The sequence below is a fragment of the Flavobacterium cyclinae genome, assembly GCF_021172145.1.
Lineage (GTDB): Bacteria > Bacteroidota > Bacteroidia > Flavobacteriales > Flavobacteriaceae > Flavobacterium > Flavobacterium cyclinae.
This window is the reverse complement of record NZ_CP089095.1, coordinates 1,772,891-1,785,343: the sequence shown is the minus strand read 5'-3', so window position 1 is coordinate 1,785,343 and position 12,453 is coordinate 1,772,891. Positions and strand designations below refer to the sequence as shown.

Sequence of the window (12,453 nt, the reverse complement as noted above, 5' to 3'; positions counted from 1 at the left end):
TTTATAGGTTTGTTGTTTTATTTGTCGTTGTAGATTTTTTTATCAGAAATTAATTCGTTGATTATTTCGGCAACTTCCATGAAATGTTGAAGTTTTTCTTCACTTACATGTTGTTTAATCGCTTCATTAAAACGAAGTACAGTTTCTTTTGATAACTCTCTTTTTTCTTTACCATCTTCTGTAAGCTGGATGATTACACCTCGACCGTCTGTTGGGTTCTTTTTGCGTGTAATTAATCCTCTTTCTTCCATTGATTTTAAGGTTCGAGTTAAGCTTGTTGCTTCCATTCCCATTTTTGGTCCTAAAGTTGTTGATGGAGAGCCTTTTTCTCTATCAATACTTAATAATGCAAATCCAGTAGCCATAGTTGCTCCATATTTTGCTGCTTCTTCATTATACATACGTGCAACAGCTTGCCATGTTGTTCTTAATGCATAATCAATTGTTTTATCTTTCATATTGGAATAAATCAAAACTTTTTCAAATATAAAAAAAAAATACTATGCATGCATAGTATTTTTTAAGTTTTTTGGAAAATTTAACATTTTAATAAACTAATGCCCACTACATGTGGGCATTAAAATTGTTATCCATAAATTTTTTGATATAAATCAGAATATTTTTCTTTAATTATTTTACGTTTTAATTTCATAGTAGGTGTTAAGTGTCCTGCATCAATAGACCAAACATCTGGAGTTAATTCAAAACGCTTCACTTTTTCCCAGTTACCAAACTTTTCGTTGCAATGATCAATTTCTTCTTGAATTCTATCGATAACCATTTTGTTTGAACATAACTCTTCATTTGTAGATCCTACATTTATATCATGGTGACGGTGCGCCCATTCTCTAACAAATTCAAAATTAGGTTGAATAAAAGCAGCTGGCATTTTTTCGCCATCCCCAATTACCATAATTTGCTCGATAAATCTTGATTGTTTGAAAGTATTCTCTAAAACTTGAGGAGCAATATATTTTCCACCTGAAGTTTTAAACATTTCTTTTTTACGATCTGTTATTCTTAAAAATCCGTCTGTATCGATTTCACCAATATCGCCTGTATGGAAATAACCATCTTTTAGTACATCAGCTGTTTGAGTTTCATCTTTGTAATAGCCCATCATAACGTTTGGACCTTTACATAAGATTTCACCATCTTCAGCAATTTTAACTTCAACTCCGTCCAAAACTTTTCCAACAGTTCCTACTCTGAAGCCAGAATTTCTCATGTCATTAACAGAAATTACAGGAGAAGTTTCAGTTAAACCATAACCTTCCATTACTGGAATATTAGCCGCACAAAAAACTTTAGTTAATCTAGTTTGTAATGCTGCACTACCAGAAACCAATAATTCTAATTCGCCACCAAGTCCTTCTTGCCATTTAGAAAAGATTAGTTTACGTGCAATTTTTAGTTTGAATTCGTAGAAGGCACCATTTTGTTTATAAGGTTTGTATTCCATTCCTAAATTTAATGCCCAGAAGAAAAGCGCTTTTTTGATTCCAGTTAAATCGGCTCCTTTTGCATAGATTTTGTCGTATACTTTTTCTAATAATCTTGGTACAACCGACATTACATGTGGTTTTACTTCTTTTAAGTTATCAGAAATTTTTTCGATGCTTTCTGCGAAGTAAATCGATATACCATAATATTGGTATAAATACGTCAACATTCTTTCAAAGATGTGACAAATAGGTAAGAAACTCAACGCTCTTGTGTCACCAGCTCTTAGGGGAACTCTTGGAGCACTCATTAATACATCGGAAACAATATTTTGATGACTTAACATAACACCTTTTGGTCTTCCTGTAGTACCAGAAGTATAGATAATTGTTGCTAAATCGGTTGTATTTACATTGTTTTTTCTATCTTCAACTTCATCCTGATTAGAATTATCTGCTCCTAGTTCTAAAACTTCTTTCCAACTTTTACAACCATCAATGTCATTGTAAGAATATATATCTTTTAATGAAGCTACATTTGCTTTTATACTTTGTAATTTTTCATACACCTCAATGTCTGAAACAAAAACATATTGCGATTCAGAGTGATTCAAAATGTACTCATAATCTTCAGCAGAAATAGTGGGATACATTGGAACTGTTTGAGCACCCGTCTGTAAAACGCCAATATCTGTAATATGCCATTCTGTTCTGTTATTAGAAGAAATGATAGCAATTTTATCATTTTTATTTACTCCTAATCTTAGTAAACCTCTTGAAATAGCGTTGGCTTTATCTAAATATTCCTGAGTGGAAGTTTTTACCCAATTATCCCCATATTTAGTTACTAAAGCATCCTTTAAATTATACTTTTCTAATTGGTAATAAGGAAAGTCAAATAAACGTGTTATATTTTTCATAATTCGCAATTATTTTTTATGCAAATTATAAAATTAAAATTAATTAAGCAATTTTTTAAAATGTTGAAAATCTAGTAATTAACTTTTTTAAAGAAAAAAAATACTATGCATACCTACTAATTCATGAAGAATTGTGAATATGTTATTAAAATAATTGAAATTAGTGCTAAAAATATTCCAAAATAATTCCATTTTGTTATTTTTTCTTTAAAAATCAATATTCCAGCTAAACTGCCAAGTATAATGACACCCATATTCATTCCAGCAAAAACTGTTGATGGATTTTCAGCTAATGCTTTGTGTGCTTTTAGATAAAATAAAATATTTCCAAAATTTAATAAACCTAATATTAATCCAAGAAAAGAACTTTTTAATTCTATTTTCTCTTTTTGTTTTATTGCTTTAAATGTTAAATACAAAATCGAAATTATAAACGATACACAAAAAATTATAAAAAGCGATGTTGTAAAATTATAATCCTTAATTACAGCAATCTTTTTAAATAGAATATCTACTGTTCCAAATCCCAATAAAACTAATAATGGAAGTGTCCAATTTGAAGAGTTTTTATCTGACTTTTTATTTAATGTGAAGAATATCGCTGAAAATCCAACAATAAAACCAACAATTTTTAATTGACTAAACGTTTCGTTAAATAAAAAGTAAGAAGCAGTTAACGGGATGAATAAAGATAATCGTTGGGCTATATCCGTTTTTACGATTCCAACTTTTTTAATAGATTTTGCTTGAATTAAAAAAACAATTGGCAAAATTATTCCTAATCCAAAAAAGAGTGAGTAAGGAATTGTTTTTTCTTCAAATGATAATTCAGGTTGGTATGTAAAATAGGTTAGGAGTAAAGCCGATAGATAATTAAATGTAATCAATTGAAAAATATTTAAATTATATCTTTTGGCTACTTTTAAAAAAATACCGACCGATACACTACAAATTACACTTAAAATAACAAACCACATATTCTTTTATTTTGACACAATAGTACAAAAAAAGCATCTTATTGAAAAGATGCTTTTTTATAAAATTTTATTAATTTTATTTTTGATTTTCAATCCATTTTCTAGCATTTACAAATGCTTCTAACCAAGGAGAAACTTCGTCTTTTTGTCCACGTTCTGGATAATGCGCCCAGTTCCAAGGGAAAGTTGAACGTTCAATATGCGGCATCATAACTAAATGTCTTCCAGTAGTATCGCACATCATAGCCGTATTAAAATCTGATCCATTAGGATTTGCAGGATATCCTTCGTAAGCATATTTTGCTACAATGTTGTATTTATCTTCAGTATAAGGTAATTTAAATTTACCTTCTCCGTGCGAAATCCAAACCCCTAACGTTAATCCTTCTAAAGAAGATAGCATTACAGAATTATTCTTTTGAATTTTTACTGAAGTAAAGCCACTCTCGTGTTTGTTTGAAGTATTATGATGCATTTTTCCATGAATTTCGTGTTCTGGATTAATCAATTCTAATTCCATTAATAACTGACATCCATTACAAATTCCAACAGAAAGTGTATCTTCTCTTTTGAAGAAGTTTTTCAAAGCTGTGTTGGCTTTTTCGTTGTATAAGAAAGCACCAGCCCAACCTTTAGCCGAACCTAAAACGTCAGAGTTAGAGAAACCACCAACAGCTCCAATAAACTGAATGTCTTCTAAAGTTTCACGACCTGAAATTAAATCCGTCATGTGAACGTCTTTTACATCAAATCCAGCTAAATACATAGCATTTGCCATTTCGCGTTCCGAGTTACTTCCTTTTTCACGAATAATAGCTGCTTTTGGTCTCTCGACTCCGCTCGAGATGACAGGTTTAGCACCTGTAAAATCTTTAGGGAATGTAAATTCTAATGGTTGGTTTTTATAGTTCGCATAACGCGCTTCTGCCATACCATTACGAGATTGTTTTGTATCCAATAAATAGGATGTTTTGTACCAAGTATCTCTAGTTTCAGTAACTGAGAAATTAAAGTTATCATTTCCGTTTTTAATAGCAACGAAATCACCTTCTACAACCGAACCAATATTGAAAATTTCAATTCCGTTTGCTTTGAAAGTGGCTTCTACTTCTGCATCTGCTTGGAAAACAACTGCAATATTTTCATTAAATAAAGCTTTCGCAGAATCCGATTCTCCTAAAACTGATAAATCATAATTAGCACCTACACCAACTTCAGCAAACGACATTTCTAATAAAGTTGTAATTAAACCACCACTTCCAATATCATGTCCAGCCTTAATTTTTCTTTCTTTAATTAAATCTTGTAACGTATTGAAAGCTTTTTTGAAATAATCAGCATTTTTTACGGTTGGAACTTCCGAACCCACTTTATTTAAAATTTGATAGAATGAACTTCCACCTAATTTGAAAGAATCTTGTGATAAGTTTAAGTAGTAAATGTTGCCACCATTTCTTTTTAAAACAGGCTCAACTACTTTAGTAATATTTGAACAATTTCCAATAGCAGAAATAATAACCGTTCCAGGTGCAATTACTTCATCATTTGGATATTTTTGTTTCATTGATAATGAATCTTTTCCTGTTGGAATATTAATTCCTAATTCAATAGCAAATTCTGAACAACCTTGAACTGCATCGTATAAACGAGCATCTTCGCCTTCGTTTTTACAAGGCCACATCCAGTTTGCGGATAACGAAACTGATTGTAAACCATCTTTTAATGGCGCCCAAACTAAGTTAGATAATGCTTCACCAATTGAATTTTTAGAACCCGCAACTGGATCAACAATAGCAGAAACAGGTGAGTGTCCAATAGTTGTAGCAATTCCTTCTTTTCCTTTGAAGTCTAAAGCCATTACACCTACGTTATTTAATGGTAATTGTAATGGACCGGCACATTGTTGTTTAGCAACACGACCACCAACACAACGGTCTACTTTATTCGTTAACCAATCTTTACAAGCTACCGCTTCTAATTGTAAAACTTGGTTTAAGTAATTTGGAATTTCTGAAATCGAATAATCAGGATTTGCATAATTACGAGCTACATTTTTGTCGTTCATAATGGTTTTAGGAGAACTTCCGAAGAAATCTTCTAAAGCATAATCCATAGGTTTTGCACCTGTAGTTTTCGATTCAAATGTAAATCTATGATCGTTAGTAACATCACCAACAGTATACATTGGAGAACGCTCTCTTTCAGCAATTCTTTGTAAGGTATCAATATCTTTTTCACCGATAACCAATCCCATTCTTTCTTGCGATTCGTTACCAATAATTTCTTTAGCCGAAAGGGTAGGGTCACCAACTGGTAATTTATCTAAATCGATTAAACCTCCAGTAGCTTCTACTAATTCCGATAAACAGTTTAAGTGTCCACCAGCACCGTGATCGTGAATTGAAACAATAGGATTGTTATCACTTTCCACTAAACCACGAATAGCATTAGCAGCACGTTTTTGCATTTCAGGATTCGAACGTTGAATTGCATTTAATTCAATTCCAGAACCAAAAGCACCTGTATCTGCAGATGAAACCGCAGCTCCACCCATACCAATTCTATAATTTTCACCGCCTAAAATAACGATTTTATCGCCTTCTTTAGGTTCGTGTTTTATGGCTTGATCTAATTTTCCGTATCCCACACCACCAGCTAACATGATTACTTTATCGAAACCTAATTTACGAGCCTCTTCTTCATGTTCGAAAGTTAAAACAGAACCTGTGATCAACGGTTGCCCGAATTTATTTCCAAAATCAGAAGCTCCATTTGAAGCTTTAATTAAGATGTCCATTGGAGTTTGGTACAACCATTTTCTTTCCTCCATTCCTTTTTCCCATGGACGTGTTTCTTCTAAACGAGAATAAGACGTCATGTAAACGGCAGTACCTGCTAATGGTAACGAACCTTGTCCACCTGCTAAACGGTCACGAATTTCACCACCTGAACCTGTTGCAGCACCATTGAATGGCTCAACAGTAGTAGGGAAGTTGTGTGTTTCTGCTTTTAATGATAAAACCGAATCAAATTCTTTTTCTTGATAAAAATCGGGTTTATCAGCGCTTTTAGGAGCAAACTGAGTTGCTTTAGGTCCTTTTACAAAGGCTACGTTATCTTTATAAGCCGAAACAATATCGTTTGGATGTGTTTCCGATGTTTTCTTGATTAATTTGAATAAGGAAGTTGGTTTTTCTTCACCATCAATAACAAACGTTCCGTTGAAAATTTTATGACGGCAGTGTTCTGAATTGGCTTGTGAAAAAGCAAAAATTTCAGAATCCGTTAATTTTCTTCCGATTTTGTTTGATAAGTTATGTAAATATTCAACTTCTTCAGAACTTAAAGCCAAACCTTCTTTTTGATTATATGCATCAATATCATCAATTTCTAAAATAGGTTCAGGTTGAATGTTGATAGTGTAAATTTCTTGATTTAATTCCGAATATTTTTGAGATAACATCGGATCGAAATCAGTAAAAGCACTTTCCACTTTTTGGAATTCTTCAATTCGAATAATTCCTGAAATCCCCATGTTTTGAGTGATTTCTACAGCATTGGTACTCCAAGGTGTAACCATAGCGGCACGAGGTCCAACAAAAAAATCCGACAATACGGATTTTTCTATTTTATGTGCGTTGCCAAAAAGCCAATTTAATTTGTTGATGTCTTCAGTCGATAATTCGTTTTGCGTTTGAACCGCAAATACGGTATTGGATTGGTTTCCGAAGAAATGAATCATTGTATGTGTTGTTTGTGTGTTGTTGAAAGTGCAAATTTATTCTAAAAATTAGAACAAACAAAATAATAATAAGACTAGTTTATTTAATCAAAAGTTGTCCAATTGTAAGCGCCTATATCTGAAGGATTAGTTCTAGAATTATTTAGAATATCAAATGTTCCAGAAGAAAAATTATAATCTGCAGATCCTTTAGCTGCCGAATCTTCACCAATAATTAATTCATTATTTCGAGCATCTTTAAAATCGGGATTGTTATTAGTTGTATTTCTAGCGATTAAACAATTATCAAATAGAGCAGAATTAGAGAAATCATATAAAGGATTCGTTGTAAATTGATTACTATAATCAGCAAATTTTATTAAACAATGATCAAAATTATAATTAAATATACTTCCTTCTTTTTTTAAGTTAATTCCTAAATTAGAACTTCCGTAAATGATACAATTTTTAAAATTTGCCTTCGTTAGCGGTTCTGTAATATTTCCAGATGTTGTTTGAATATAATCATCAAGTAAAACAACAGTTTGAGAAGGACTTGACCAATAATTTGCAAAGGTACAATGTGTAAATTCATAACTACCACCATAACTTCCTGCAAAAGCAGCTTGTCCACAGTTATTTATGACAACATTTCTTCCTTCAATATTTCCAGTTCGGGCTAAAATTCCAACATTTGCACAATTGTAAATTTGTGTGTTTTCTATATCCAGTGTTGGAGTAGGAGTACCATCGTTACCTGAAATTAGTAACCCAACAGTTGCATTTTTTATCGTTAAATTTTTGATTTGATTATTAGTACTTCCTTGTGTTAACCAAATAGTTCCCCATTGACCTGGAACTTCCGAAAAGTCTGGCTCTAAACGATCGCCTTCAAAAATAACTTCGTTTTCTAAAGCTTCTGTTGTTGATGTATTTCCGTTCACCTGAAGGGAAGCATTATTAGCTACTATCAAGCCAGATTCAGCATGAAAATGGACTCTTGCACCTGCATCTACAACAAGTGTTTTATTTGAAGGGACAGCAGCATATCCATAAATCACATAAGGTTTGGTGTTTGTCCAATGGAGCTCATCACCATTAATCGGATGAGTTTCTTCTAAAAATCGTCCACGAATGGTAACTGGATTTCCGTCTCCGTCCACTCCAAGGTTTAATTCATCATAAGTATAACTATCATCTGGATTTTGAACTCTTCCAGGATAAATAAAATAAGCATCTTGAATTAGCGTAACTAAATCTACATCTTGATGATTCGGATTCAATTCATCTCCAAATAATATTTTATCGGTATAAAGAAAATCTGTTGGATTAGCATCTGCAACATCGGCAGTTACAGATACAAAAATATACATACTGTCTTTTGCCAAAATTTCTACATTTTCAAATACTTGTCCCGCCATACCATCAACCATTAATCTGTATTTAGATGTGGTTCCTTTTTTTAATCCTAATGAAGGTATTGAAATGTTTTTATCACTTCTGTTGTAAACTTTTAAAGTATAAGTACTTGAACCAATATTAGTGAATACTGTATCTAAATAAACCGTGTCTTTGGAAAATTCTAGACCTCCAGTTCTGGATTCAAAATCAAAATCATTTCGACATGATGTTAATGTAGCAGCTAATCCTATTAATATTAAAAGTAATAAACGACGCATGTAATGTTAATTTTGGTAAATGTAATTATTAATTTTAAATCTATAAAAACAAAAACAGATTAAAATATCTATCAAAACGTTAAATCAGTTGAATTATTCTATTAGGAATGTTTAATTTTACCAAAAATAAAGTTATGATGTTTGATAGAGAAAAAATGTTGCAATTGTGTAACGATTGGAGCAAAAACACTTTAATGAATACCTTAGATATTGTCTACACTGATGCAGGTGAAGATTTCCTAACCGCTACAATGCCTGTAAATCCTAGAGTTCATCAGCCAATGGGATTATTGCATGGTGGTGCTACCGTAGCTTTAGCTGAAAGTGTAGGAAGTGCCGCTTCATTAATGTTTGTAAATCCTGAAAAACAAGAAGTTCGTGGTATTGAAATATCGGCGAATCATTTAAAGAGCAAACGTGAAGGAATGGTTACCGCAACAGCAAAAATTATTCATAAAGGCGCAAGCATTCACTTGTGGGAAATTAGAATCGTTGACGAAGAAGGAAAGTTAATTTCGCTTTGTAAATTAACAAATATGGTATTATCGAGAAGACAATAATGCAAGTTTTTGAAGAAATAAACACCCTTTTATCAAAACAAAAATCGTTTGTTTGCTACGTAAAACCAAATGAAACCGTTTGGAATTTACTCGTACAACAAAATGATGAAATCATTGAATTTTCTGATCAATCGGGATTTGTATTCTTTCCATTTCACGAAGGTAAAAAAATAGTTATTCCATTTGAAGGGAATACGTTTTTGAAAGGAAATCTTAATATTTTAGAACAAAAATCAGTTGAGAATTTCACTTCTGAATCGAATCAAAAAGAAGCATTTGAAGATTTAGTTAATAAAGGCATATCAGCTATCCAACAAGGTGAATTTGATAAAGTGGTTTTGTCACGAAAAATTGTTTTGAAAGAACAAATTTCAATTATAGCTTCTTTTGAGAATTTGATAGTAACTTATCCAACGGCTTTTCGCTATTTGTTTTTTCATCCGAAAATTGGTTTATGGATAGGAGCAACTCCAGAACAATTGGTAAAAATCAATCAAAATCAGTTTGAAACAGTAGCTTTGGCAGGAACGCAATTGTATTCGGAAAATGTAACTTGGGCCACCAAAGAAATAGAAGAACAGCAATTTGTAACCGATTATATTGTAACTAAAGTAAAAGATGAAGTAAATAATCTTACTGTTTCTGATGCTAAAACAGTTAAAGCTGGAAATTTAGTGCATTTAAAATCAAATATTTCAGGCGAATTAACTATCAATTTTCAATCAAAGGAATTGATAAAAGCGTTACATCCAACACCAGCCGTTTGTGGTTTACCCAAAGAAAAATCCATCGATTTTATTCTGAAAAATGAAGGGTATAATCGAAAATATTATGCAGGATTTTTAGGCGAATACAATAAAGACAATCAAACTGATTTATTCGTAAATTTACGCTGTTTAGAAGTGGAAAATGATGTTGTGAATATTTACGTGGGTTGTGGCATCACAAAAGACAGCAATCCTGAAAAGGAATTTATTGAAACGGAAAACAAGTCGATGACCATGCGAAATGTTTTAGTAAAAAGTAAAAAGTAGAAAGTAAAAAGTAAAAAGTAAAAAGTAAAAAGTTGTGAAATTAGACATATTAGCTTTTGGAGCACATCCAGATGATGTAGAATTAGGTTGTAGTGGCACGATTGCCAAAGAGGTAAGTCTTGGAAAAAAAGTCGGGATTATCGATTTAACTCGGGGGGAATTGGGTACTCGTGGTTCTGTTGAAATTCGTAATTCGGAATCGGCTAAGGCTTCTGAGATTTTAGGTGTTGTGGTGCGTGAGAATTTGGATATGCGAGATGGTTTTTTTGTGAATGATGAAGCGCATCAATTGAAAGTCATTGAAATGATTCGCAAATACCAACCTGAAATCGTGTTGTGCAATGCGATTACGGATAGACACATTGACCACGGAAAAGGAAGTAAATTGGTTAGCGATGCTTGTTTTTTATCGGGTTTACGAAAAATTAAAACGGTATGTGATGGAGTGGAGCAAGAAGCTTGGCGACCAAAATTAGTGTATCATTATATCCAATGGCAAAATATTGAACCTGATTTTGTAGTAGATATTTCGGAATTTATGGATAAAAAAATGGATTCTGTTTTAGCCTATAGTTCTCAATTTTATGATCCAAAATCAAATGAACCAGTTACTCCAATAGCTTCAAAAAATTTTATTGAAAGTGTAAAATACCGCGCTTTAGACTTAGGTAGGCTAGTTGGGGTAGAATATGCAGAAGGTTTTACCGTTGAAAGGTATTTGGCTGTCAATAGCTTAGGAGATTTGAAATAAAATTGGTGTAATTTTTTCTAAAAAATGTTTGTAGAAGTATAGAATTACACTATATTTGCACTCGCAAAACAGAATAAGACTGTTTTGTATAACAAACGGTGATTGTAGCTCAGTTGGTTAGAGCGTCGGATTGTGGTTCCGAAGGTCGCGGGTTCGAGACCCGTCTTTCACCCTTTCAATTTAAAGCTTCAAGATTTCTTGAAGCTTTTTTTATATAAAAAAACCGACTTGTATTACAAGTCGGTTTTTAGTTTATAATTTTCTCTAAATTAATTTACAATTACTTTTTTAGTAGTAACTGCATGATCTGAGCTCAATTGAATCATATAAAAACCATTAGGTAAATCTTTAACTTGGTATGAATTATTATTGATTTTTGTAGGTTTTTTTATTTCTTGAATAATTTGTCCATTGCTATTGAATAAAACAATTGAGGTTAAATCAATTTCTGTAGCAATAGAAATTTGATTATTTACTGTAGGATTTGGGTAAATAACAGCACTATTTAAAGCAATAAAGTCTTCAGATGATAAGAATATACCTGGCCATCTATTTTCTGCAATTGGTCCACCCCAAATAACAGTAGCTAAATAAGGATTATCAATAAAAGGATTACGATTACCTTGCGCATAAGCATTAGATGTATTGTTATGATAGGTATTTCTGTTATCCTCGTATTCAGAAACTGGATCTTCAGCATTCCATTGTAAAAATAATTCAATCATATTGGTATCTGTAGCAACAGTAGTTCCTGTACCTACATTAATTGGTAAACATTGTGTAGGGTATCTCAAATACATATACATCATCATTCGAGCTACATCTCCTTTCCATTCATCACCAGGATACCATCCTCCAGAAACTGCACCTGCATTTCCAGAACCTGGGGCAAATTTTAAATTACCTCTAGCTCCGTTTTTATCAACATCGCTAGATCTAATATGATGTGCATCTTCTCCAGCATCACTCGCACCTCCATCATTAAGAGCAGGAGTACCTAGAGCTTTAGCATATACGTGTTCTCTATTCCATTCACAAGAATTTCCACCTCCATTAAAGAATTTATCTCTACTTCTATGTTCGTTACCATCAGCAGGGCTAGCCGGACATGTGTTGTTACTAGATCCATAAATCAGTAATACATTGTTTGAGTTTGTTGGATCAACATCAGTTGCTTGCGCTGCATCCCAAACATAAGGAATTAAATTAGTGTGAGTTGTTGTAATTTTTGTAGCTAATTCATTTTTTAAATTCATCCCCGTTAATGTCCAGTTGAATCCATTATAATATGGATTTGCTGGTGCGCCAGCTTGAGAGAAAACAATTGAAGTAATTGCAAAAAATAGTAGGGTAAAGTTATTTCTCATAA

Annotated in this window: 9 protein-coding genes and 1 tRNA gene; 4 read left to right on the top strand and 6 right to left on the bottom strand. The window is 32.4% G+C overall.

What is annotated here, in order from left to right; all coding sequences use genetic code 11:
• Positions 1–17: 17 nt before the first annotated feature.
• From LOS86_RS08315 to LOS86_RS08295, 5 genes are all read right to left on the bottom strand, one after another.
• Positions 18–458 carry a MarR family winged helix-turn-helix transcriptional regulator gene (locus LOS86_RS08315; protein WP_231841644.1) on the bottom strand — a complete coding sequence of 147 codons (441 nt, stop codon included), beginning with the start codon at positions 456–458 and terminating at the stop codon, positions 18–20.
• Positions 459–586: 128 nt separating this feature from the next.
• Positions 587–2,362 (bottom strand): AMP-dependent synthetase/ligase, encoded by a 1,776-nt coding sequence (locus LOS86_RS08310; RefSeq protein WP_231841643.1) that lies wholly within the window; start codon positions 2,360–2,362, stop codon positions 587–589.
• A 116-nt stretch (positions 2,363–2,478) separates the two neighbouring features.
• Entirely contained in the window at positions 2,479–3,339 is an 861-nt protein-coding gene (locus LOS86_RS08305) for a DMT family transporter (protein WP_231841642.1), read from the bottom strand.
• A 76-nt stretch (positions 3,340–3,415) separates the two neighbouring features.
• Positions 3,416–7,081, bottom strand: a complete 3,666-nt coding sequence (gene purL, locus LOS86_RS08300) for a phosphoribosylformylglycinamidine synthase (RefSeq protein ID WP_231841641.1) — start codon at positions 7,079–7,081, stop codon at positions 3,416–3,418.
• Between the two features lie 83 nt (positions 7,082–7,164).
• Positions 7,165–8,739 (bottom strand): hypothetical protein, encoded by a 1,575-nt coding sequence (locus tag LOS86_RS08295; protein WP_231841640.1) that lies wholly within the window; start codon positions 8,737–8,739, stop codon positions 7,165–7,167.
• A gap of 134 nt (positions 8,740–8,873) precedes the next feature.
• On the opposite strand from LOS86_RS08295, the gene LOS86_RS08290 reads away from it, so the two are divergent.
• The 4 genes from LOS86_RS08290 to LOS86_RS08275 all read left to right on the top strand — a co-directional run bounded on the left by LOS86_RS08290 (position 8,874) and on the right by LOS86_RS08275 (position 11,257).
• Entirely contained in the window at positions 8,874–9,299 is a 426-nt protein-coding gene (locus tag LOS86_RS08290) for a PaaI family thioesterase (RefSeq protein ID WP_133607151.1), read from the top strand.
• Positions 9,299–10,333 carry an isochorismate synthase gene (locus LOS86_RS08285; protein WP_231841639.1) on the top strand — a complete coding sequence of 345 codons (1,035 nt, stop codon included), beginning with the start codon at positions 9,299–9,301 and terminating at the stop codon, positions 10,331–10,333. The genes LOS86_RS08290 and LOS86_RS08285 overlap by 1 nt, the downstream gene beginning before the upstream one ends.
• Positions 10,334–10,367: 34 nt before the next feature.
• Positions 10,368–11,084 carry a bacillithiol biosynthesis deacetylase BshB1 gene (bshB1, locus tag LOS86_RS08280; RefSeq protein WP_231841638.1) on the top strand — a complete coding sequence of 239 codons (717 nt, stop codon included), beginning with the start codon at positions 10,368–10,370 and terminating at the stop codon, positions 11,082–11,084.
• A gap of 97 nt (positions 11,085–11,181) precedes the next feature.
• Positions 11,182–11,257 (top strand) — tRNA-His (locus LOS86_RS08275).
• Positions 11,258–11,353: 96 nt separating this feature from the next.
• Here LOS86_RS08275 and LOS86_RS08270 read toward each other — a convergent pair.
• Positions 11,354–12,451 carry an endonuclease gene (locus tag LOS86_RS08270; RefSeq protein ID WP_231841637.1) on the bottom strand — a complete coding sequence of 366 codons (1,098 nt, stop codon included), beginning with the start codon at positions 12,449–12,451 and terminating at the stop codon, positions 11,354–11,356.
• Positions 12,452–12,453: the final 2 nt, after the last annotated feature.

Excerpts from the sequence above, each read along its gene's own strand:
- LOS86_RS08310 (WP_231841643.1), bottom strand. The coding sequence starts at position 2,362 with ATGAAAAATATAACACGTTTATTTGACTTTCCTTATTACCAATTAGAA.
- LOS86_RS08295 (WP_231841640.1), bottom strand. The coding sequence starts at position 8,739 with ATGCGTCGTTTATTACTTTTAATATTAATAGGATTAGCTGCTACATTA.
- LOS86_RS08270 (WP_231841637.1), bottom strand. The coding sequence starts at position 12,451 with ATGAGAAATAACTTTACCCTACTATTTTTTGCAATTACTTCAATTGTT.
- LOS86_RS08305 (WP_231841642.1), bottom strand. The coding sequence starts at position 3,339 with ATGTGGTTTGTTATTTTAAGTGTAATTTGTAGTGTATCGGTCGGTATT.
- LOS86_RS08315 (WP_231841644.1), bottom strand. The coding sequence starts at position 458 with ATGAAAGATAAAACAATTGATTATGCATTAAGAACAACATGGCAAGCT.
- purL (WP_231841641.1), bottom strand. The coding sequence starts at position 7,081 with ATGATTCATTTCTTCGGAAACCAATCCAATACCGTATTTGCGGTTCAA.
- LOS86_RS08290 (WP_133607151.1), top strand. The coding sequence starts at position 8,874 with ATGATGTTTGATAGAGAAAAAATGTTGCAATTGTGTAACGATTGGAGC.
- LOS86_RS08285 (WP_231841639.1), top strand. The coding sequence starts at position 9,299 with ATGCAAGTTTTTGAAGAAATAAACACCCTTTTATCAAAACAAAAATCG.